Genomic DNA, 22,162 nt, shown 5'->3' on the forward strand with positions numbered 1-22,162 from the left:
ATGGAACGAGCACCCGGGCATATGCCCGGGTGCTCGTTATACAGAGCTTGTTCAGCGCGTGGCGATAATCGCCGATCCATGACCGAAAAGGCCCTGGTTCACCGCAATACCCGCGCGGGCGCCCTCTACCTGGCGGCCGTCGGCCTGGCCGCGCAACTGCCAGGTGAGCTCGCAGATCTGAGCGATGGCCTGCGCCGGGATCGCCTCACCGAAACAGGCCAGCCCGCCGCTGGGGTTCACCGGCACCCGTCCGCCCAATGTTGTTGCGCCGCTGCGCAGCAACTCTTCGGCGCCACCTGTTTCACAGAGCCCGATGTCCTCGTACCAGTCCAGTTCCAGTGCGGTGGACAGGTCGTAGACCTCCGCGAAGGACAGGTCCGAGGGCCCGATCCCGGCTTCCTCGTACGCGGCGTGCGCGATGGCGGAGCGGAACGTACGCGACTGCGGCTCGACGGCCACGGAGGAGTCCGTCGAGAAATCCGGCAGATCGAGAACGGTCTTCGGGAACGTCGGCGTCACGGTCGACAGCGCGCTGATGCGCACCGGGTCCGCGATGCCGTGGCGGCGGGCGTAGTCCATCGACGTCAGCACCAGCGCGGCGCCGCCGTCACTGGTGGCGCAGATATCGAGCAGCCGCAGCGGGTCCGAGACGATCGCCGAGGCGGCGATCTCCTCGACCGAAACCTCTTTGCGATAGCGGGCATTCGGGTTGTTCAGGCCGTGCCTGGCGTTCTTCACCTTGACCGCGGCGAAATCGTCGAGCGTGGCGCCGTGCAGCGCCATCCGGCGGCGCGCGTAGAGCGCGAAGTAGATGGGGTTGGTCGCACCGAGCAGGTGGAAGCGCAACCAGTCCGGATCATCGCGGCGTTCACCGCCGACCGGCTGGAAGAAGCCCTTCGGCGTGGTGTCCGCGCCGACCACCAGCGCGACCTCGCACAGCCCGGCCAGAATCTGCGCGCGGGCATTGGCGATGGCCTGCGCGCCGGAGGCACAGGCGGCGTAACTGCTGGAGATCCGCGCGCCCGACCAGCCCAGCGCCTGGGCGAACGTCGCGCCGGAGACGAAGCCGGGGTAGCCGTTCCGGATGGTGTCCGCACCGGCGATATAGCCGACATCGCGGTGGTCCACACCGGCGTCGGCGAGCGCCGCCCGTGCGGCGACCAGCCCGTATTCGACGAAATTGCGGCCCCACTTGCCCCACGGGTGCATGCCCGCGCCGAGGACGGCGATATCGCGATTCGAATCAGTCATTGACCGGCCTCCACATCCACACCGTGTGCTCTGCCTCGTCGTCCTCGTACAGCACGCCGGCGGTCAATTCGACCGCCATGCCGACGGCCAGATCATCGACGGTGAGACCGCGGACGACCTGCCCGAGAACGACCATCTGCTCGACCTCGAGCTCCACTGCCGCAACGACATACGGCACGAACGGATCGGGCGAGACATAGGGCGGCGGCGGCTTGTAGCGGGCATCGGCATACGACCAGATGCGGCCGCGCGTGGAAAACAGGTATTCGGCGAGCTCGGAGCCGTCCTTCTTGCCCGAGCACTGCGGGTTGCGGCAGGCCAGCGTGTTCTTCGGAAAATACGGTGTGCCGCAATCATTGCAGCGTGTTCCCTGCAGACGCACCACACCGTCGTCCGCAGTGAACCAGTCTGCCACGGCGGGCCGTTGTTCTTTCTGCACAAAGCCGACGGTATAGGAACACGTTCTACTTTGGGAAGGAAACCGGCCACAGAGCCGCGCGAGCGGAGGTACGGTGAAGTCGAATTGAGGAGTACCTCGACACGATGGGCACCAAAGCTATTGACCCGCAGGCGATCCGCAATGTCACGATCGTCGGCGACCCCGACGATACGACGCGGCTGATCCACCGCCTGCTCGGCAGGACCGGTTCCGGCCCGCAGACCGTGATCCACTGGTCGACGAACCGAATCGACCACACGATTCGCCTCACCGAGCTCTCGAGCCGCACACCCGCCGCGGATCTGGAGCGATCCATCCGCGTGGCCGACGGGGTGATCGCGCTCGTCGACGCGGCCTCGCACCGCTCACCCCGGCTCGAAACGACACTGCGGGTCGCCGACGACCACCAGGTCGCCCGGCTGTGCGTGCTGACCGGACTCGATCACCCCCGCGCCGACTTCGAGCGCTGCATCCGAACGATCGCCGACACCCGCGGGGCGGTGCCACTGACCCTGCAGATCCCCCTCGGCACCGGCGCCGCCTTCGACGGCACCCTCGACCTGGCTCCGATGTGGACACTCGCACCGATGGCCGCCGAATTCTACGGCGCCCATTGGCAATTCGCGGCGCAGTGGTATCGCACGCTCGCGAAAACCCTCATGGACAGCACAGCCCAGGACCCCTCCCCCGCCCTGCGCAATCTCTCGCTCGAACAGCTGCACCGCCGCATCCGCCGCCTCACCCGCATCGGCGACGTCGTGCCCGTTCTGTGCAGCGCGGCCCCCAGAAGCGACGACATCAGCGCCCTTATGGACGCCATCGTCCGCTATCTGCCGTCCCCCCTGGATGTCTGCCAACCGGAACACGCCCTCGACTACTGACCACGGCGCTCAGGACACATTTTCGAGAAGGCACTCGATGTGGCGGAGATAGTCGAGCAGATCTCCGATTTCGGCCAGCGGTATGCCCGCACCCGCCAATGCCCGGACCTGCGCCAGCCGTAGTAGCTCCGCGGATCGGTAGCGCCGGCAGCCGGAGCTGTCGGATTCCGGTTCGGCGATCAGACCATGCTGGTGGTACTGCCGCACCGTGGCGACCGTGACGCCGGCGAAGGCCGCCGCTCGGTCGATCGTGAACCAGCCCAAGGCTTCTCGATCCGTTCCGAGAGACCTCTGCGCGCTCTGCTCGAACATGGCTACCTGCCCCTTTTCCACGCTATTCGGTACTACTAGCTACCGCTACTGTGTGATACAGTCTAGCGGTATATAGCGCTACAGAGTAGTGCTACTCGAACAGAGGAGCCCGCCACGGACAACTTGACAGAGATGCTGAAGGGAACGCTCGAGGGCTGCGTCCTCGAGATCATCGGCATCGAGGAGACATACGGATACGCCATCACGCGCCGACTGAACGAACTCGGTTTCGCAGATGTCATCGAAGGAACGGTCTACGCCATTCTGCTGCGATTGGAGAAGAATGGTCTGGTCGATGTATCGAAACGACCATCCGAGGTCGGCCCGCCGCGCAAGTTCTACGCACTCAACGAGGCTGGGCGCACCGAACTCGCGACGTTCTGGACGAAATGGGAATACGTCTCATCGCATATCAATGAGCTCAGGGGAAGCAGGAAATGAACTTTTGGGAGACGATCACGGGCAGTGATCTCACCAGGGAATACAAGGCCTTCGACGCGCGAGCCAAGGCTCTCCCTGACGAGTATCGAGCCGCGTGGGAAGAGATCAAGATCCATCTCTCGCCCTACTCGGGGCTCACGGGTCGCAATCTGATGCCGATCATGGACGGCGCCCTGGGACTGCTCGAGGAAGCGGCGGCGGACGGCCAGAGTGTCGACGAGACACTGGGCACCGATATCAAAGGCTTCTGCGCCGCGATCGCCGGCGAGGAAAAAGCCAGGAGTTATCGCGACAAGTGGCGCGAACAGCTGAACAAGAACGTGGCAAAGAAACTGGGAGGATAAAGTGGGCATCCGCGATGTCATCGAAGGCAAGAGGGAGTGGCGGGCCCACATGGCGCGCGTCAAGGCGCTGCCGCCCGATTACCAGATCGTCTACAAGGAGATTCAGAAGTACTTCTTCAAGATAGGGCCGGTCGACCTGGTCGAGGGCAACCTGCTCCAGGGAATTGTCGAATTCTTCGAAGAAGGCGCCGCAGCCGGCACCGGAGTCCTGGAACTCATCGGCGACGATGTCGCGGCCTTCTGCGATGACCTGGTGAAGGACTCACCGACCTATGCCGACATCTACCAGGAGTCCGTCAGCAAGGAAATCGGTAAGGGATGACCGTGGTACCGGCAACCGGACCGGTGGGCGATTCCGGTCCGGTTGCCGCGGCTACGGCCGATTGCTAACCGGCAGTTGCCTTTTCGGCCTCCTCGACCTTCGGTGCATCGGTGAATCCGACCAGCTTCACGTCCTTGACGAAGAACGACACGATCAGGCCGACAACGCCGGCGGCGGCGCCCGCCCAGAACACTCCGACAATGCCGTGGGTGACCGCGGCGTGCAAGGCGTCCTGCAGCGGCTTGGGCAGCGTGTGCACCATGGCGGGCGGCAATTGCGCACCGCCGGATACCAGCTTCGCTCCGGCATCACCGGCCTTGGCGGACAATTCGTGGGTGAGCCGGGTGGTGTAGATGGTGCCGAGGACCGCTGTTCCGAGCGACATGCCCATGGTCCGCAGGAACGTGCTCGCGCCCATGCCCGCACCCATATCGCGCAGGCTGACGCTGTTCTGCGCGATCAGCATCGAGGGCTGCATCAGGCAGCCGACACCCAGACCGAGAACGGCCATGAACAGTCCGAGGGTGAGTTTCGTTGTGTCCGTGTGCACCTGGGCCAGCAGGACCATTCCCGCGATGAGCACGACCGACCCGATGATCGGGAAGATGCGGACCTTGCCGGTCCGGGAGGTGATCTGCCCGATCGCCACACTCGCGAACATCATCGGAAACATCATGGGCAGCAACAACAATCCGCTGTTGGTGGCGGACGCGCCCTGCACGAGCTGCTGGAACTGCGGCAGGTAGGCCGCCGAACCCATCATCGCGAGACCGATGATGAAGGCGAGCGCCCCCGCCAGCGAGAAGTTGCGATTGGTGAAGACGTGCAAGGGCATGATCGGCTCGTCGACCCGTCGTTCGATGGCGACGAAGGCCACGAACCCGCCGATCGCGACCACGATGGTCGCGATGATCTGCCATGAGCCCCAGGCGTATTGGGATCCCGCCCAGCTGCCGAGCAGTACCAGTGCGCTCGCCCACAGCGCGAGTGTTCCCGCACCCCACCAGTCGATGCGGACCTTGCCGGTGGTGCGCCGCGGTGCGTGCAGCGTGAACCAGACGGTGACCAGCGCGATGGCGCCCAAGGGCAGATTCACATAGAACGCCCAGCGCCACGACGCGTTATCGGTGATCCATCCGCCGATGAGCGGGCCGCCGAGCATGGCCAGCGGCATGATCGCCATGAACAGGCCCTGATACTTTCCGCGTTCCGCGGGCGGAATCAGCTCGCCGAGAATCGACATGACACCGACGATCAGACCGCCGGCGCCCAGACCCTGCACACCGCGAAAACCGATGAGCTCCATCATGTTCTGCGACATTCCGGTGAGCGCCGAGCCCGCCAGGAACAGCACGATCGAGGCGAGGAAGGTCGGCTTGCGACCGTACAGATCGCCGAGTTTGCCCCACAGCGGCGTGGAGACCGCCGTGGCCAGGGTGTACGCGGTCAGCACCCATGCCAGGTGCTTCAATCCGCCGAGATCGCCCACAATGGTCGGCAGTGCCGGACCGACGATGGTGTTGTCGAGCATCGCGAGAAGCATCGCGATCATCAGGCCGCTCATCACGGTGATGATTTCGCGGTGACTTCGCCGCTGGAATCCTTCGGTTTCGACCGTCGTCGATTGATCTGTCATGTCCCACTCATTACTTGCCGACCGGTCAGCTGCTTACCTGCCGTATAGTAATCTCCTGATTCGGCTTGTCAAACAATCGCCAGCGGGCAGGAGTGTGGGTGGATGTCATCCGGTGACGGCGGCATGCGGGAGAAGATCCGTCAGGTCGCCCTGGAATCGTTCACCGAGCGCGGCTACGACGGCACCTCGCTGCGCGAGATCGCCGAACAACTCGACGTCACGAAAGCCGCGCTCTACTACCACTTCAAGTCCAAGGACGCGATCCTGCTCAGCCTCATCGTCGAACTCCTCGACGCCATGGGCGAGCTGGTCACCTGGGGCCGCGCACAGCCCTTCTCCCCCGCCTTCCAGGACGACATGCTCGACCGCGTCGCCGACCTGTTCTTCGGCGACGCCAACCGCGTGGTCCGCCTCATCCAGCAGAACCAGCCCGTCCTGCGCGCATTGGCAGCCGACGCCGCCAGCAAGCAGGTCCGCGACGCCGGCGAACTCAAGGCCCTGATCGGCGAGGTCATCACCCTGATGACACCGGCCGACTGCGACCTGCACACCCGCATGCGAATCCGAACCGCCGTGGCGGCCATCATCTTCGGCCCCATCACCGGCGAACAACTCGGCGACACTCTCGACGCCAGCCCTGACGAACAGAAGAAAATCTCCCTCGCCATCGCGCGAGAACTCCTGGCGATCTAGCCCGCGGCTTTTCCCCTCGCCGCCGGCGCCCCAGCGGAAATCGGCGCGCCCGCCGCGCGTCGGCCGGATTCTCCCGGCCTGGCGCCATTACGATCGTCGCGAGATCTGCGATCGACTCCGCGAAAAACGGCGTAGGAGAATCCATGTCTTACTCGCGTTTACCCGCTGCGCTCGCCTTCGTCCTGGGAATCGGAATCGTCTCGGCAGGTTTCGCCGATGCGGATCCCATTGCTCCGCAGCCCGCTCCCGGGCGTGCCTTCGGTCTCGATATGCAGGCGGCGAAGGCCAGTCAGAACAAGGACACCAGCGTCGGAGACGCCCTCCCCATTCTTCATCTGAGCACTATCAGCGAATCGCCGGCGGAATTCTCGCTCAGGCAATACGCAGTGCCGGCAGGTGATCAGGGGCAGGTCGGCGCCTGTGTCGCCTGGGCGACCGGCTACACCGGCTACGGCATTCTGATGAACGAAATGAATATCGGTGGTGGGCCGATGGCTCCGATGTTCATCTACTCCCAGATCGCCAAGGGCCATGACTACGGCACCTCCGCCTCGGTCGCGCTGCCGATGGAATGGCAGGAGGGCAACGACACCAGGTCCGATTACTGGCAGGGCGATTTCGACTACACCACGCAGCCGGATGCCAAAGAATTCGCGAATGCCGCGCACTACAAACTCTCCGGGGCCAAGGACCTGTTCCCCGGAGACAAGGTTGCCAATATCAAGAAGGCCATCGCGGCCGGGCTTCCTGTCCCGATCGGGTTCGATGCCAGGGAAAGCTTCATGAACTTGAACTCGGGCAACTCCCGGTACTCCCCCGCGCCCGGCGAGGCAACGCTGGGTGGCCACGAGGTCACGATCGTCGGCTACGACACCAACGGTGTGACCCTCGAGAACTCCTGGGGGCCGGGTTGGGGTGACAACGGATTCTTCACCGCGCCATGGTCTTTCATCACCAGCAGCGATATCGCCGAAATACACTCGATGGGCAGACTGGTCACCGAATAGGGCGTTTCATCCTTGCGCAGCCGTTCATCCCGGTGCGGCCCTTCAGCTTTGGGCGGCCGTTCAGGCGCTCGGCACCGTGGTCGGCCTGGCCAGCACCTGGTCCAGGACCTCGGTGAGGTACCGCACCGGGTCCGGAACCGACGCCGTAGCGCGCATCGCGACAATCCCGTCCGGACGGACGAGCATGGCGCCGTCGGACGGGAGCCACGGGACCGCGACGCGGTGCGCGGGGAGTCCGACATCCACTGCCGCGGTGAGCCAGCGTTCGCCCTCGGCGCCCACCAGCAGGGTCCATCTGGACGCGACCAGATCAAGGGTCGATACCCCGTCGATCCACGCGTGCGGCACCCGCGAACCCGGTGAACCATCCAGTGCCACAGCAAGATCCACCGTGGACGGGAGTTCCGGCCGCGGGTCGACGACGGCGGCCGAGTCGTACCGCTGGCCGAGGTGCACGACCGGTGCCGCCCACACCCCCGCTGTCACCCGGGCGGCATCGGCCTCGGGTCCGCGTCCCCAGTGCAGCTGCGGATCGGCGAGCCGGCGCAGCGCCTGATCCAGCGTCGCCGCGGCGACCGGTTCACGTTCGTGCGCATAGGTTTCGAGCAGCCCCGCACCCGCCTCACCGTGGTGGAGAGCGGCCAGTTTCCACGCGAGGTTGTGCGCGTCGGCAACGCCGGTATTGAGGCCGAACGCTCCCAGGGGTGACACGGTGTGCGCGGCGTCGCCGACGAGGAACACCCGGCCGACCGCGAATCTCTCGGCCGCGGCACTTCGGGGGCGCCAAGGCAGCACGCTGCGCACCTCGACGTCGAGGTCGGGATCGCCGACCGCGGACCGGACGATGGCGGCGCAGCGCTCGGGCGTGAAGTCCTCGGGGCGTTCGCCTGCGTCACTATCGCAGGCCGCGTGGAAGACCCAGTTCGTCTCGCCGTCCACGGTGACCAGCAGGCCGGGCGACTCCGGCACGGTGATGGTGCAGGTCGCGAAGGACATCCCGCGCAGGTGAGGCCGGAGGTCGGCACGGAACAGGATATTGATCATCGACTTGCCGAGGTCGCCCGGACCGGAGGTGCTCACGCCGAGGGCGTTCCGCACAGTGCTGTGCGCGCCGTCCGCGGCGACCACGTGCGTGCACCGCAGCGAATAGCGGCCGTCGGGTCCTTCCAATTCGACATCGACCCCTTCGGCGTCCTGCGTGATGCCGATCAGGCGGGTCGACCAGCGCAGATCGGCTCCGCGGCGCGTCAGATCCGCGGCCACTACAGCATCGAGCCGGTCCTGAGCGCAGACGCCACGCAGCCTGAACGGGGTCACATCCAGTTCGTCGGCAGACGGGGTCGGCATGGGCACGGCGACGACATCGCCCGCGCCCATCTCGACGACGGTCCGCGCCACCGCCTTGCCCACAGCGCCCCGGAGGTCGACCGCGATGGCATCCACCGCCGTGTCGAGCCCGAGTTCACGCAGGATTTCGACGGTGCGCGCCCCAATTCCGGTGGCGCGCGGGTGAATCGACGGACCGGACCGCCGTTCGACCAGCACCGCCCCCACACCGTGATGGGTGAGCAGCGCGGCGGTGAGCAGCCCGACGCTGCCACCGCCGACTACGAGCACCGGCACTTCTGGATACGTTGTCTCCGTCATGGCTACACTGTAGCCAGAAGGTAGGATGCGGAGCAACGAGGAAAGGAACCGCTCCGATGACCGAACCCGCCGCCTCATCGGTGTGGACACGACCGCGCCCCGAACCGCGCCGACGCGCCCCCGGCGTGGACCAGTACGTAGCCGCAGCACTTGCCGTCGCGGACGCGGAGGGATTGGCGGCAGTGTCGATGCGAAGGGTCGCAGGCGATCTCGGCTCCGGAACCGCCTCGCTCTACCGCTACATCACCAACCGCGACGAACTCGTCGACCTGATGATCGACGCGGCACAGGGCGAAGATCCGCTCCCCGAATCCACCGAAGACTGGCGTACCGATCTAGGAGCCGTCGCACACGCACTGCGCACGACACTTCTGCGCCACCCCTGGCTGGCAGGCGAACTGACAGGACGACCCGCCCTCGGCCCAAACTCCTTGCGCCGCTCCGAGTCCGCCCTCCGCGCCGCAGTCGCACTCACCCCCGACATCACCCTCGCCTCCCGAGCCCTCACCGCCGTCCACGCCTACGTCCTAGGCTCAGTCGCCGCCCAACTCGCCTCCCGCCGCGCAGAACAACGCACCGGCCTGACCGAAGAACAATGGCAACACAGCGTCGGCCCCTACATCCGCGACGTAATCGCAGCAGGCAACCACCCCCTACTCGCCCGCCGCATCCACGAAGCCGAAGACCTCGACCCCAACATCGAATTCACCTTCGGCCTGGACTGCGTCTTCGACGGGCTAGCAGCCCGGCTAGGCCACTGAGAGATCAGCACACGTCAACGGTTCACGGTGGCGGTACCGGTCGCCCCCACATTCGCCCCACGAAATGGCGTGTGGGGCACGAAAAAATCGGCAGATACATTGCTGCACCTGCCGGTTCATGGTGGACCTAGCCGGACATTATTCGAACCGCGCTGACCTGCGGAAACTCGAAGCTGATGTACCCCGGCATTGGCGGAGTCGGGATGGTTGACTTCTGGTCACGGCATCGTCGAAGGAGATGTGCTCGTGCTCAAGCGATATCCCGAAGAATTCCGCCGCAAGGTCCTGGATCTGGTAGCTGCGGGTCGTCCCGTCGCGCAGGTCGCCGCGGACGTGGGCATCAGCGGCCAATGTATCTATACCTGGCGTAATCAGCAGGAAATCGACACCAGCCAAGCTCCCCGGCTGGTCCGCGCCGAGCAGGCCGAGCTATCGGCCGCCAAGCGGCGGATCCGGGAGCTCGAACAGGAGGTCGCGATCCTGAAGCGCGCCCGTGAGCTGCTGCGGGAGGTCCCCGACCCAAAAGGCGATACGCGGCCATAGCCACTATGGCCGCCGAAGGGCTGCGCGTTCAGCCGGCCTGCCGACTACTCGTAGTGGCCGAGTCCGGCTACTACGAATGCAAGGGGCGCCCGCCCTATCACCGAGAGCTGCGACATGTGTGGCTACACGCCGCCGCCCGTGGAACATACGGAGCGCTGCGGGTGCATGCGGAGCTGACTCTGGCGCACAGGATCGCGGTCGGCCACGGCCAGATCGAGCTGCTGATGGCGGGCGCGGAGATCAAAGGGCTGCCCGGAAGTCGTCGGCCCCGACCTCGGCACCAGACCCCGACCGCCGGTGATCTCGTCAGTCGCAGGTTCGCACAATCAGAGCTAAATCGCTTGTGGGTCACCGATATAACGCCGCATCACACCCGTGAGGGAAAGGTGTTCTGCGCCGTAGTTCTCGACGTGTATTCGCGCCGGGTGATGGGCTGGTTCATCGATTCGGCCCAGACCTCGACGCTGGTCACCAATGCGCTCGGCATGGCGATTTCGAACCGGTCACCGCGGCCGGGAACGATCATTCATTCCGACCACGGGGTGCAATTCACCTCTTGGGCCTTCACCGACCAGGCCCGAGAGTCCGGGCTGGTGCCGTCGATGGGGTCGATCGGCGACTGCTACGACAACGCTGTCATCGAATCATTTTGGGGCAGAATGCAAACCGAGCTATTGAACCGGCAACGATGGAGAACCCGGATCGAGCTGGCGAACGCGATCTTCGAGTACCTCGAGATCTTCCACAATCGGCAGCGCCGACATTCAGCCCTTGGTATGCGGACGCCGATCGAGTACGAGATGATGCAGTCACCCATCCACCCCGTGGCCTGAAGTCCAGCAACCCGACTCCACGAAACCCGGGGTACATCAAAGTCTCCGGACATGCCGGGGGGGATTCAATCTTGTTCGTGCTGATCACCGGGATCGGATGGGAAGACCTGCCGCAGGAGCTGGGGTTCGAGTCCGGAATGACCTGTTGGCGCAGGTTACGGGACTGGCAAGCCGCCGGAGGATTCGAGCAGATTCATCAGACCGTGCTCGCCCGTGCTCATGCCGCGAGGGTGATCGACTTCGACCGGGTCATGGTCGACGGCTCGCACGTGCGGGCGAAAAAAAAGGGGGCGCCGCAACAGGTCCCAGCCCGGTCGACCGCGCTAAAACCGGCTCCAAACACCACATCCTGACCTGCGGGAACGGATTCCCGCTCGCGGTGGCGCTGTCAGCGGCCAATGTCAACGACCACCTCATGTTGCCCACACTGCTCGACCGGGTCCGCCCCCTGCGCGGGCGTGCGGGCCGACCTCGTCGCCGGATCACGACCCTCATCGCGGACAAGGGATACGACTATCCCAGCGTGTATTCCGAACTGCGGCAGCGACATATCACTGGATACATCGCCCAACGCGGCACCCGCAACAAGGTCACCGCCAGTCTCTGGATCGTCGAGTAAACCTTCGCCCTACTGCACCAGTACCGGCGGCTGGCCATCCGATGGGAACGTCGCACCGACATTCACCACGGATTCCTCGACCTCGCCGCGGCACTCATCTGCTGGCGATGACTCAGCAATCGAACCCGATAGAAGTCTAAATGCAATCGTCCAGCTACCGCCAGAAGGAAGAAACGCCCGTACGGTCTTTTTCGATAACAAAATAACGATCTTGAAAATTTCCAGTGCATCAGGAGATTGTCGGTCACAGATGGTAAGAATTCTGCACGCGACCGAATTGCGGTGGCGCAAGGGCGAACCTTCCGGGACACCAAGACGATTCGCGCCGATGGCAGGCAGATCCCAGCGCCAACATGGCGTGAGCACAACAGTTCCGGGGGACGGAGAAGTATGGAAGTGGGGAGCGATCTGATGCGGGGGGACCTAACGGAGCCTGTCCAGCATCGTTCTCGGCGATGGGACGACTACCTCGGCTGGAATGCGGCGGTGGCCGAAGTCGTCTATCCGGTCACCAGCGACATGACGCCCGCGTATCTGGACCTCGAAGCCGACGTCCTGCGAAAGATCGCAGCAATCGCCTGGTACGAGGGTTCTGATCCCCGACTCCGCCTGTCCGAAGCCATTCGCGCAGTGGCTATCTCGGAACGGGGCACCTTCTCGTTGAAGGAGCTGGCGTCTGAAACGCACAGTTGGCCCCGCGCGGCAGTCGAACCGCCGCCGTGTCTCGCTTTCCTCGCGCTGACTGTGCTCGCGGCGGAGGACATGGGGAACGCTGCGGAAAGTCTCGCGCCGCGCGCCTACTATGCCCGCTTGGCGCGACTGCTGTCGCTCTCCGACGATGATGCGGCGCTGCGCAACCAGTATCGGATGCACGCTGAGTTCTTTTGGGACTGCGTCAATGTCTGGCTTGTGAACCTGGGCGGCGAACGCGGTCTGCCCACCGCGTATTCGTTGAGTTATCGCCATGTCGGACTCCCGATGTCCCAAGCTCTGGTCAGAGAGGGCGACAGACAGAAGTTCCCCGGCATGTTCGCTCAGTTTGGGCTTAACCCGGGTGCGCGACTCGCACCCGAAGACCTGATTCCTTATCTGAACACGTGGCTAGCATCCGAGTCAGGTGCGTCCAATCTGCGGAGGCTGTGGCAACGCCCCGGCTCGCACGACAAGATCGCCGCTATCGCGGCCATCGAGCTGTCCAACTGGAATGGGCTGTCTCAGGATTCGACTAGCACCTCGGTCCCACGACGCGCACTGCTAGTCGCCACCGTACGAACGGGTTTCCTGGGCTCGTCTCTGGACCTGTTCCTGGGGTTGCGGCCGCTGGGCAACGTGATGGACGGCCAGATGGAGGTCCGCGGGGCTTCCGGTGATTGGGTGCCTCTCAGGTTCTCTCGCGGAACAGCCGGCATCTGGCGCACTGCATACACGGAAACGATCGATTTCGGCTCCGTGCTCGATGGACTCGTACGCATCCGCCACCACGGCGATGGCGATAGCGATGGATCGGGGTACAAACGACTTCCAAAAGCGGTAGTCCCATTCATTTATGACGAGCTGGAGTTGGCTTACGTCCAGTCGGAACGCCTCCAGTTGGGGGCCGACGCGATAGTGCTCGTCCGGCAAGGGACAGGCCGCGCTTCGACCAGTGCGGTCGTGGAAGTCGAGAAGACTCTCAATGAATGCGCCCGCCCCGGGTTTTCCAAGCACCAGATCATGGCCGGACTTCCGCCGGGATGGACGCTGTTCGCCGGTGTTCAGCTCTTCCGCGCACCCGTGACTCAGACACGTATCGATGAGCTCGTTCCACTCGCTCGCAATCAGCTCACCATTGCGGGAGGTTTGCGGATACCGTCACGCGTCCGGAAATGGTCCACCTTCGAACCCCCGGAGGTAAGGGCGACCGTCCAGAGTGAGACTCAACTTCGCGTCACGCTGAGCAAGTCGCTCCAAACCGAGTGCATCCAGGATTGGAGCTCTGACACTGGCACTCTCGCTGCAGACTTGAACGATCTCGCCCTTCCGGACGGCGATTACGAAGTCGCCCTCTACACGGGGTCCAAGAAGACACCGACACAGCAGGCTTCGTTGCGGCTTCGTTCCAGCTACACGGTCGATCCAGCGAGGTCGAGCGCACCGAGACTGAGATTTTCTCTCGCCACACCGATGGGCGTGCTAACCGCATCCGAGAAAGCACCCGAGGACGCTTTCGTTGACGGGTTAGTCACTCATCAGGGCGAATCCGGCGTAACTGCGACCGTGCGCGCGACTGCCGAAATCTTCTGGTCCAACCCGCCAAAGGTCGCCGAGCGTCCGACAGTACGGATCGGCACACCGGACCCGAAATCTTGTGTAGTCACCGGAGCGCACTTCATTCAGCTTCCGCCCGCGCTGGGCGGTAGAGCTCCAAGGTGGATCCAGGGCGTGTGTACCTCGTGCGGGATGGTCACGCGCTATCCAGGCTGGCTTCCTCGCTGGGGAGGCACGAAATCACACGACGAGATGGCACCGCCACAAATGACGATTTCGAATCTGGTGCCAGTAGCAGACGAACCCGTGAATTGGGATGCCGCACAAGATGTGTTGATGCACATGGGTGGTGGCCCGTTCGCATCGCTGGAGTCTTTGGCCATCCAGTTAGAAGGCTCAGCGCTATTCGTCATCAACTTCGCACGTTCGCTCGAAGCCTTGGGACACATAGCGATTGAACGCGACGACCTCGGGCGCCCTTTACGATGGCAGATGTCGCCAGCGTGTCTTGCGCAAACCGCTAACGGCAGCTATAGACTGACAGGACTCTGGCCGGCTGATGCCCGCGAGTCGCTGGTCGGATCCTTCGCAAATCACATCGTGACGGTGCGCAGCGAGCACGGTCCGACCGAGACCTTCCTGGTAGGGATCGACGAAGCGAGTGCCGAGCGCGTAGCTCGACACAACGCCGCACAGGTCGCACACGATGCGGGAGCATCGCTTCTCGCGGCGCTACCTCGCCTGTCCGCTGTATCCGAGTGCTTGCCTCGGAGCGCGATGCCGGGTTTCGACGCTGCGGCGCGATTCGATCTGGACTCTGCCAACTGGATGCCAACCGATGATCCATCGCGGAGCGGCGCATACCGCCTGCGGCGCGGCTTCGAAACGCTCTACATCTATCGGTCGACGACGGACATCGAAAAGGGCAGTACAGCGATTACCCGCCCCAATCTGGCAAAACACCTTGCTGCCGCCGAAATCGGCCGGACATTCGTGCTCTACAACGAGCCCTCGCAGTCATTGCTGTCTCCAAACGGCTGTGAGCTCCCCGGCCTCTACGCACGTGCAACCGTCGCGCTGGCCGGCTGCCTACCGGAAACGAAACGAATCACGATCGGCAACAACAAGCGCAACTGCCTGTCGTACGCATCCGTCGACAGGCATTGCGCGGACTTGATCGTCACGCTGCTGACGACGTGAACTCAAAGAAGGGGGCCACAGTGAATCAGACGACGCCACAAACGCTGGCTAGCGGACTTCGTGACGCGTACCTGCGGTATTTCGATACCGCGTTCTGGCTCAACGATGAATCGGTTATGGCGGAGCGCAGGGAGTTGCTTGAGAAACCCGGCGTGTTGCTGGGCAAGGTGATGATCGAGCCGGTCATCCCCTACGCCAACACGGAGCTGCTTTCCGACGTGGCAGCGCGCGCCGACATACCGGTGAAGGCGGCAGAGCGTGTCGCCTCTGCACTTTTCCCCGGCATCGCCTCTGACTCGCTGCGGCTACGTCAGCATCAGGCGCAGTCGGTGCTGCACCATTTCAAGCCTGGTTCGGCCCCGGGCCGCAACGTCGTCGTGACATCGGGTACCGGTTCCGGCAAGACGGAGTCGTTTCTACTGCCCCTGCTGCTGCGGCTAACGCAGGAATCTTCGTCGTGGCCGGTCCAGAGTCTGCCCACACCCTGGTGGCGTTCAGCCATTCCGCAATGGAAACCATTACGCGGCAACGAAACTCGGCTGCCTGGAATCCGCGGTCTGATTCTGTACCCCACGAACGCGCTCGTCGAAGACCAGATGACGCGGCTACGCCGCGCCGTCCGCACGCTCCGTGACGACGACACCGACCATCCCATCTGGTTCGGCCGCTACACCGGCAACACCATCGGATCAGGGAAGGCGACGAAGCAGGCGGCAGGCGAAGTCGGGGAAGAGCTGCGCGCCCACGAACGCGAGTACGACGCCCTGGCCGCTGCACAGCGTGCGGGCCGCTCGGACGTCGACCTGAGCCAGTTCCCAGACCCACGATCCGGCGAGATGATGACCCGCTGGGACATGGTCAGGCACGCCCCCGACATCCTGGTCACGAATTACTCGATGCTGAACACGATGATGATGCGGCACTATGAGCGCGAGATGTTCGAGCAGACCGCGACCTGGCTGAACGATGACGACGAGAACGTCTTCACTCTTGTCGTCGACGAGTTGCACCTGTACCGGGGAACCCAGGGCAGCGAAGTCGCCATGATCCTGCGAGCATTGCTGCGTCGGTTGGGACTGCCGCCCGACAGCCCGCAGTTGCGGATCATCGCGACCTCCGCCTCGCTCACCGACTCCGACGACGGCCGCCTGTACCTGACGGAGTTCTTCGGACTTGACACCGACAGCTTCACAATCGAGCCCGGGCAGCAGATTCCGCTGATTTCATCTCAGCGGCTCACTCCAGACCAGGTGCGCGACCGAGTAGTAGACCCCACGCTCCTGACGCACGCAATCGCGACTGCTTGCATCGATGACACCGAGAACCGGGTCCGCGCAACCGCGCTGAACGAGATCGCCCAACGTCTGTTCCCTGATACCGACGATGCAGACTCATTGATGGCCGACATCTTCCAGCAGCTCGGCGATTCCGACTCCGGGGTCGGCACGCCCCCGTCGATCCCGCTACGTGCTCATGTATTCGTTCGCGTCCCCCGCGGCATGTGGGCGTGCAGCAATCCAGAATGCGCAGGCGTATGCGATCCGGCGCGGCGCACGAGGATCGGTCGCCTGTACACCACGCCGATCGGTGCGTGCGTCGATTGCGGTGCCCGCGTTCTCGAATTGCTCTACTGCTATGAATGCGGTGATGCCAGCCTCGGCGGCTACATCATCGAGGGAAGTCGCGACGAAAAGTGGCTCTCGCCCAGCCCCGTCACCGAGGAACAGAGCGCCAAACCCGTCTTCCTGCGTCCAGCCAAAGAATACTTCTGGTACCGCCCAGGGCTGCTCGACGTCGAGGTTCCCACATGGACGAAGGACGGCGTCAAGCTCGCCTTCTCGCCCGTCACATGGAACCCGGATCTCGGAATGATGACGACCGGGCCCCTTCCGACTGGGATGCGGTTGGTGGTCTCATCGCCTGACGATCATGTGCCCGCACTCCCGGACCGCTGTCCTGCCTGCAGCTACGTTCCTGCGGGACGTTCCAAGAAGGGCGCGTACCGAGCCGGTCAGGTAAGCTCGGCGATCAGAGCACACAATTCCGGTCCGGCCGCAGCGTCGCAGTTGTACCTCTCGCAGCTGATTCGCGAACTCGCGCAAGACGATCCGGTCCCTCCGGCCGTCGCGAACGCCAAGACGATCGTTTTCACCGACAGCCGCGACGACGCAGCACGCACTGCCGCAGGAGTGGCGCGCAACCACCATCGCGATCTCGTGCGCCAGGTCCTCCGCCGCGAACTCGCGTCAGGCCCAGACGCGGAGACCGCGCTCGACGCCCTCCTTGCGAACCCCGGCGAACTGAAAACCAGACCCAACCTCCTCGCCGGCGTGACAGCACGCTTGAAGCAGTACAGCGGAAACCCCCTCGCACCGGAGGATCAAGCCGCGCTCGATGACGCACTAGGAACACTGAGAGCGACCACCGCCGTCGGATTCGCCGAGATGTGCAAGCGCATAGCGGGGGTCCTCGTCCGTCTCGGTGCCAACCCAGGTGGCTCCGATCCGAGGAACCAGCAATTGGAAGACTCGTCGGACGGCAATACACCCTGGTACAGGGCCTTTCCTCCGCCGCTGCCGGGACTATGGGATGAGCCGCCACTGACCCAGGGGCAGGACAAGCTGCAGTCCGCGCTGAGATCCTCGATCGTCGACGCTACTTTCGACCGCGCGCGACGAGATCTGGAGTCGGTCGGCATCGCCCGCATCCATGTCCACGGCTGGAAGGCCACATCAGGTCCGCTCGACGAAGCCGAACAAGACCAGCTCCTCGGCTCGGTCCTGCGCGTTCTGGGCCTCACCGGCCGCACGGAAGGAAGCAGACGCGCAGGCGTGCAACCTTCTGCGGTCACCCCGTCACCGATACGGAAATACCTCGACGCGGTGGCGAAATCACGGGACATCAGCCCAGACGACTTGCACGACCAGCTTGTCGCCCTCATGGGCGATGACGCCATCGCCCGCGCGGTCAGCGGATGGCTCCTGAGAACCAGCGCAGCAGACACGACACTCGTATTCCATCCTGTAGGCCAGCACGTCTGGCGCTGCTCCCGGTGCAACTTCGCCCACCTCCACCCGAGCCTCGGCGTATGCGCGAACCGACAGTGCTTCGGCACCGAGCTGCGCGTATCGCCGCTGTCCGAGGAAACCGACTACTACGCCTGGTTGGCGCGTCAAGAACCGCGCCGTCTGGCGATCGCCGAGCTGACCGGACAGACGAAACCGCTGTCCGTTCAGCGCGACCGCCAACGATGGTTCAAGGGTGCCTTCACACAACGGGAGAACAGCCTCACCTGCGAGCTCGACGTCCTGTCGGTCACGACCACCATGGAGGTCGGCGTCGACATCGGGTCGCTACGGTCGACGTTGATGGCGAACATGCCTCCCCAGCGCTTCAACTACCAGCAGCGGGTCGGACGCGCAGGCCGCACGGGACAAGCGCTTAGTTTCGCCGTCACGATATGCCGTGATCGCACACATGACGAGTACTACTTCAACCACCCCGAACGCATCACGGGCGACGTCCCGCCCCAGCCCTTCCTTGACCTCGGTCGAACCCGGATAGTCCAGCGGGTCACGGCCAGTGAATGCCTGTTCGAGGCGTTCGCATCGCAATCGCCGGCACCGACATGGACTCCAGCCAGCAACCACGGCGCATTCGGCCAGATCCACGAATGGGCTGACTTCCGCGACGGCGTCGCGGACTGGCTGTCAAGCTCGAATCGCGTCGGCGGGATCGTGGACCGGCTCTCCTCGCACACTCCGCTCACCGACGACGAGCGCGCCGCCATCAAAGCAGCCATCCAAGCCGACCTCGTCAACGAGATCGACCGCGTCGTAGCCGCCGAGACCGCCTCATCAACCGACACAGAACTCAGCGCTGCCCTCGCCCGATACGGCCTTGTGCCCATGTTCGGATTCCCGACTCGCGTCCGGAACCTGTGGCGACAGCGAGTCCGCAACAGAGTCGATCTTGAGCGCCTCGCCGTTAGCGATCGCACCCTGGAGGTCGCGGTGCGTAACTTCGCTCCAGGCGCGGAGATCGTCAAGGACGGCTGGGTGCACACTGCGGCAGGCTTCGCCGCGTACGCAATCAACGGAAATGCCGCGACGCTCGTAGACCCACTCGGGTCGCCGAAGATTGTCGGCGTCTGCCACAACTGCGGCCAGACCGTTTTGACCGAAGCAGCGACCTGCTCGGCATGCAACCAGCCGCTCGAACAAATGGAACTTTTTGAGCCGCTTGGGTTCCGCACCGACTACAATGCCCGCGCATACGATGACGACCAGGAAGTTCTCAGCACGACCTCCAGCCCCGCTCTCATCCCCGTGAGTGCGCCGACCGCCAGCACTGTATTGGACCACATCAAGTTGGACCTCTACGCGCGAAGCCAGCTGGTGACGATAAACGACAACTTCGGTCGCGGCTACGTTTTCACGCCCCAGGACATGACCGTGCTCGCCGCTACGCCTGAGGGCCCCATCGGCGGTCGGAAGCAGACGATCGGCGAAGTGCGAGTGACCGACGCGCTCTTGATAACACCCACGCCGCTCAAAATCGGTTCAGGCAGTGTCGCAATCCATGCCCTTCCTTCAGGACGGTCGGTCTACACGTCTTTCGCCGAGGTCTTGCGACGGGCCGCGCAGATTCTCCTCGATCTCGACCCTGCAGAGTTGACCGCAGGCATCGTTCCCACCCGACTTCCAATCGCAGGACTCTCGGGCTACGAGGACGATCAAGTCGCCGCGGCGGTCTTCTTGGCGGACACTGCTGAGAACGGTGCCGGGTACGCGGTCGAACTCGGGCAGAAAGAACGTTTCCACGCCCTCCTGACCGATGCCCTCGACGAACTGAGAGAGACGTGGGAGGCCGAAAACCACAGCCAGACCTGTGACACAGCATGTCCCGACTGCCTGAGGTCGTACAACAACGCGCGGCGGCATGCACTGCTCGACTGGCGACTTGCGCTCGACATGCTCGAGCTGACAACCGGAAAACCGCTCACCCTATCCAGATCACTTCCGACCGGGGGCAAGTGGATGGAAACCGCCCCCCGGGCACTCCACAATTCGGAGTCCACGACCATCCATGGCGTCCCAGCAATCGTCAGGGAGGGTAACTGCGTCTTGCTTACGCATCCTCTCTGGCGAGTCGAACCCGCATACTTCGATCCGACACAACTCGCTGCGTATACAGCTGCTGTAGATCGCTATCAGCGGGTTTCGATGCATGACATCAGGGTGTTCCGAAAGAATCCGCATTCAATATGGGACTCCCTGAGTCCTCGTTAGATTGTCATTTCTTGGGTCACCGGGACACCGACCGTGTTTGTGCAGAAACGGAGGCATCCGCCGGGTGACAGCCTAGGTAGGCGTGAACACGAGCAATTTCGCGTTCACGCCACCAGTCTTAGTCGTGGCGACCGTGTTGACCGCTGAGCTGCGAGGCCACCAGCCGAAAGATCTTGCTGCCCTTGCCCCCCAAGTCTCCGAACAGCGCCGTGATAAGTGGCTGGCAGATCGCCTTCCGGATGTTCTCAGTCATGCTAGAAGGGCCGCTACTGTAAATTGTTCGCCCTGGATGTATGGTTATGAGCGTCAACTCCAGCGAATTCGACTGCCACACAAACGAGTCCCAGGCAACTACGGGCCGGTCTGTTCGGCATAACTTTTGCCATCAGCGACAATAAACCGTGCTCGCGCTAGGAGCTCGTCGAACGTGATGATCTCAACGTCGTCGATCGAACGACGGTAGAGCTCGAACGACGAGACCTTCTCCTCGTTAAGGTGATCATCGGTTTCGAACTGGCTGGTCATGCCCACCACCACGGCCTGACGAGGCCGAACGGCCGCCACCTCGAATCCGGCAGGCGTTCCATCCGCTGCATGGGCACGGTGTATGGGGGCGCCCATGGCGCGAATCGCTTTGTCGGCGGTCTTCTGAACCTGAGATACGGCACCGACAAGCTCATTGGCGGGTAGGTAGACGTCGGGTGCCTCCGCCAGCGGTTTGTTCTCAAGCAGCTTCGTGTCATGGCGCTTGATTTCACAGAACAGCAGGCTGCTCAGATGGCCGCGGGTACGAAGTAGCGCGTCAACGCGTTTGCCGGCACCAGTGAAAGCATTGGCCCCAGTAGTTGGGACCTCAAGCTTGGCAGAATCGTACGAGTCGCAGGATATGAGGGTGAGTCCATATCCGAATATCCACGGGTTGTCCTGAAAGAACGCCTGCCAAAGCGCTTCGGGCTTCAGCGGTCGGTCATTCTTCGACCTTCGAGCCCTCTCTGTGGCAAAGAATTCTTTCTCGGTCAGAAGTTCTTCAAAGTATTGCAACTGCCCTCTACGATCGGCGATGAGATCCAGATCGGCCTGCGTAACGCTTCCACGGATCAAGTGAGCCATGGCTTCAACGAGAACATCTTTTTTGCTGCCCTTGAGCTGCTCGATCAGCTGCGCAGTGTCACCGGTGACGATACGGAACTGATCGTGCGGAAGGGCGATCTCCGTACAAGCCTGCAGGTAATTGATCAGCTTCCACAAATTCCGGTGCCCGTCATCTGTATCTACGGCAGCCTTGACCATACGAAACTCCGGTGCCATTGGTAGCTGCTCCATCAATGGCTCGCGGCCCGGCTTAGTCTTATCCTTCTTCCAGAACCTCAATCGTGGGGTGTAATGGTCATCATCCGCACGAATCAGGGAAACCGTGCAGATCGTCGCCACTCGCTGCCCGTCATACAGCACGAAATCAGAGACCAGACGATGCGTGTATGTGTCGTAGAAGTAGTGGAATTTCCGGTTGGTGGGGTGCTGACGAATCTCCAACCGAGAAAAATCATCACTGGCGACGCTGAACTCCTTGTCGCCGCTTGTGAGGAGTTCACCATAAACGGGCTGAGTCATTTCCTCGTCTCTCCTTGAGAGAAGTCACCGCAGCTGCCGAGTGTCGCGATTCTGAGTAGCTTTGCCTCGCGAGTTGAACGGCGT

The 22,162-nt window shown here is 63.3% G+C and carries 16 protein-coding genes and 2 pseudogenes; 11 read left to right on the plus strand and 7 right to left on the minus strand.

Going from position 1 to position 22,162, the window contains the following annotated elements; all coding sequences use genetic code 11:
- Positions 1-51: 51 nt before the first annotated feature.
- Together OG326_RS34235 and OG326_RS34240 are read right to left on the minus strand one after the other, a co-directional pair.
- On the minus strand, positions 52-1,251 hold the full coding sequence (locus OG326_RS34235) for a lipid-transfer protein (protein WP_327141262.1): 1,200 nt from the start codon (positions 1,249-1,251) through the stop codon (positions 52-54).
- Positions 1,244-1,690, minus strand: coding sequence for a Zn-ribbon domain-containing OB-fold protein (locus OG326_RS34240; RefSeq protein WP_327141263.1), 447 nt, complete (start codon positions 1,688-1,690; stop codon positions 1,244-1,246). Before OG326_RS34240 ends, OG326_RS34235 begins: the two co-directional genes overlap by 8 nt.
- Positions 1,691-1,794: 104 nt before the next feature.
- Here OG326_RS34240 and OG326_RS34245 point away from each other — a divergent pair, with 104 nt between their 5' ends.
- Complete coding sequence (locus OG326_RS34245) at positions 1,795-2,571, plus strand: GTP-binding protein (RefSeq protein ID WP_327141264.1); 777 nt, start codon at positions 1,795-1,797, stop codon at positions 2,569-2,571.
- A gap of 9 nt (positions 2,572-2,580) precedes the next feature.
- On the opposite strand, the gene OG326_RS34250 is transcribed toward OG326_RS34245, so the two are convergent.
- The gene (locus OG326_RS34250) at positions 2,581-2,883 is read right to left on the minus strand and encodes a MerR family transcriptional regulator (protein ID WP_327141265.1); all 303 of its coding nucleotides are present in this window, start codon (positions 2,881-2,883) and stop codon (positions 2,581-2,583) included.
- 132 nt (positions 2,884-3,015) lie between these two features.
- Between OG326_RS34250 and OG326_RS34255 the strand changes: the two genes are divergently transcribed.
- Genes OG326_RS34255 through OG326_RS34265 form a run of 3 tightly spaced genes read left to right on the plus strand, consistent with a single transcriptional unit; the run spans position 3,016 to position 3,990 of the window.
- Positions 3,016-3,324 (plus strand): PadR family transcriptional regulator, encoded by a 309-nt coding sequence (locus OG326_RS34255; RefSeq protein ID WP_327141266.1) that lies wholly within the window; start codon positions 3,016-3,018, stop codon positions 3,322-3,324.
- On the plus strand, positions 3,321-3,668 hold the full coding sequence (locus OG326_RS34260; protein WP_327141267.1) for a DUF1048 domain-containing protein: 348 nt from the start codon (positions 3,321-3,323) through the stop codon (positions 3,666-3,668). Before OG326_RS34255 ends, OG326_RS34260 begins: the two co-directional genes overlap by 4 nt.
- A gap of 1 nt (position 3,669) precedes the next feature.
- Positions 3,670-3,990: a DUF1048 domain-containing protein gene (locus OG326_RS34265; protein WP_327141268.1), complete on the plus strand. Its 321-nt coding sequence runs from the start codon at positions 3,670-3,672 to the stop codon at positions 3,988-3,990.
- A 64-nt stretch (positions 3,991-4,054) separates the two neighbouring features.
- Here the strand turns inward: OG326_RS34265 and OG326_RS34270 are convergent, their stop codons facing one another.
- Positions 4,055-5,626 (minus strand): MDR family MFS transporter, encoded by a 1,572-nt coding sequence (locus tag OG326_RS34270; protein ID WP_327141269.1) that lies wholly within the window; start codon positions 5,624-5,626, stop codon positions 4,055-4,057.
- A 102-nt stretch (positions 5,627-5,728) separates the two neighbouring features.
- Between OG326_RS34270 and OG326_RS34275 the strand changes: the two genes are divergently transcribed.
- Positions 5,729-6,319 (plus strand): TetR/AcrR family transcriptional regulator, encoded by a 591-nt coding sequence (locus OG326_RS34275; RefSeq protein WP_327141270.1) that lies wholly within the window; start codon positions 5,729-5,731, stop codon positions 6,317-6,319.
- A gap of 143 nt (positions 6,320-6,462) precedes the next feature.
- Positions 6,463-7,326 carry a C1 family peptidase gene (locus tag OG326_RS34280; RefSeq protein ID WP_327141271.1) on the plus strand — a complete coding sequence of 288 codons (864 nt, stop codon included), beginning with the start codon at positions 6,463-6,465 and terminating at the stop codon, positions 7,324-7,326.
- Positions 7,327-7,386: 60 nt separating this feature from the next.
- On the opposite strand, the gene OG326_RS34285 is transcribed toward OG326_RS34280, so the two are convergent.
- Positions 7,387-8,973 (minus strand): FAD-dependent monooxygenase, encoded by a 1,587-nt coding sequence (locus tag OG326_RS34285; RefSeq protein ID WP_327141272.1) that lies wholly within the window; start codon positions 8,971-8,973, stop codon positions 7,387-7,389.
- A 56-nt stretch (positions 8,974-9,029) separates the two neighbouring features.
- On the opposite strand from OG326_RS34285, the gene OG326_RS34290 reads away from it, so the two are divergent.
- The 3 genes and pseudogenes from OG326_RS34290 (at position 9,030) to OG326_RS43090 (ending at position 11,840) form a co-directional block, all read left to right on the plus strand.
- Positions 9,030-9,734: a TetR/AcrR family transcriptional regulator C-terminal domain-containing protein gene (locus tag OG326_RS34290; protein ID WP_327141273.1), complete on the plus strand. Its 705-nt coding sequence runs from the start codon at positions 9,030-9,032 to the stop codon at positions 9,732-9,734.
- 246 nt (positions 9,735-9,980) lie between these two features.
- A pseudogene (locus OG326_RS34295) lies at positions 9,981-11,110 on the plus strand (IS3 family transposase).
- Positions 11,107-11,840: pseudogene (locus tag OG326_RS43090) on the plus strand (IS5 family transposase). The pseudogenes OG326_RS34295 and OG326_RS43090 overlap by 4 nt, the downstream one beginning before the upstream one ends.
- On the opposite strand, the gene OG326_RS34310 reads toward OG326_RS43090, so the two are convergent.
- Positions 11,739-12,020: a hypothetical protein gene (locus OG326_RS34310; protein ID WP_327141275.1), complete on the minus strand. Its 282-nt coding sequence runs from the start codon at positions 12,018-12,020 to the stop codon at positions 11,739-11,741. The pseudogene OG326_RS43090 and the gene OG326_RS34310 sit on opposite strands and share 102 nt — an antisense overlap.
- 195 nt (positions 12,021-12,215) lie before the next feature.
- Between OG326_RS34310 and OG326_RS34315 the strand changes: the two genes are divergently transcribed.
- Together OG326_RS34315 and OG326_RS34320 are read left to right on the plus strand one after the other, a co-directional pair.
- Positions 12,216-15,176 carry a hypothetical protein gene (locus OG326_RS34315; protein WP_327141276.1) on the plus strand — a complete coding sequence of 987 codons (2,961 nt, stop codon included), beginning with the start codon at positions 12,216-12,218 and terminating at the stop codon, positions 15,174-15,176.
- Between the two features lie 20 nt (positions 15,177-15,196).
- A complete protein-coding gene (locus OG326_RS34320) occupies positions 15,197-20,467 on the plus strand; it encodes a DEAD/DEAH box helicase (RefSeq protein WP_327141277.1) in 5,271 nt (1,756 codons plus the stop codon).
- 351 nt (positions 20,468-20,818) lie between these two features.
- On the opposite strand, the gene OG326_RS34325 is transcribed toward OG326_RS34320, so the two are convergent.
- On the minus strand, positions 20,819-22,078 hold the full coding sequence (locus tag OG326_RS34325; RefSeq protein WP_327141278.1) for a Shedu immune nuclease family protein: 1,260 nt from the start codon (positions 22,076-22,078) through the stop codon (positions 20,819-20,821).
- Positions 22,079-22,162 lie beyond the last annotated feature (84 nt).

Origin of the sequence: Nocardia sp. NBC_01327 (assembly GCF_035958815.1) — a bacterium.
Taxonomy (GTDB): Bacteria; Actinomycetota; Actinomycetes; order Mycobacteriales; family Mycobacteriaceae; genus Nocardia.

Excerpts from the sequence above, each read along its gene's own strand:
- OG326_RS34285 (WP_327141272.1), bottom strand. The coding sequence starts at position 8,973 with ATGACGGAGACAACGTATCCAGAAGTGCCGGTGCTCGTAGTCGGCGGT.
- OG326_RS34255 (WP_327141266.1), top strand. The coding sequence starts at position 3,016 with ATGCTGAAGGGAACGCTCGAGGGCTGCGTCCTCGAGATCATCGGCATC.
- OG326_RS34280 (WP_327141271.1), top strand. The coding sequence starts at position 6,463 with ATGTCTTACTCGCGTTTACCCGCTGCGCTCGCCTTCGTCCTGGGAATC.
- OG326_RS34260 (WP_327141267.1), top strand. The coding sequence starts at position 3,321 with ATGAACTTTTGGGAGACGATCACGGGCAGTGATCTCACCAGGGAATAC.
- OG326_RS34325 (WP_327141278.1), bottom strand. The coding sequence starts at position 22,078 with ATGACTCAGCCCGTTTATGGTGAACTCCTCACAAGCGGCGACAAGGAG.
- OG326_RS34270 (WP_327141269.1), bottom strand. The coding sequence starts at position 5,626 with ATGACAGATCAATCGACGACGGTCGAAACCGAAGGATTCCAGCGGCGA.
- OG326_RS34250 (WP_327141265.1), bottom strand. The coding sequence starts at position 2,883 with ATGTTCGAGCAGAGCGCGCAGAGGTCTCTCGGAACGGATCGAGAAGCC.
- OG326_RS34275 (WP_327141270.1), top strand. The coding sequence starts at position 5,729 with ATGTCATCCGGTGACGGCGGCATGCGGGAGAAGATCCGTCAGGTCGCC.
- OG326_RS34290 (WP_327141273.1), top strand. The coding sequence starts at position 9,030 with ATGACCGAACCCGCCGCCTCATCGGTGTGGACACGACCGCGCCCCGAA.
- OG326_RS34245 (WP_327141264.1), top strand. The coding sequence starts at position 1,795 with ATGGGCACCAAAGCTATTGACCCGCAGGCGATCCGCAATGTCACGATC.
- OG326_RS34235 (WP_327141262.1), bottom strand. The coding sequence starts at position 1,251 with ATGACTGATTCGAATCGCGATATCGCCGTCCTCGGCGCGGGCATGCAC.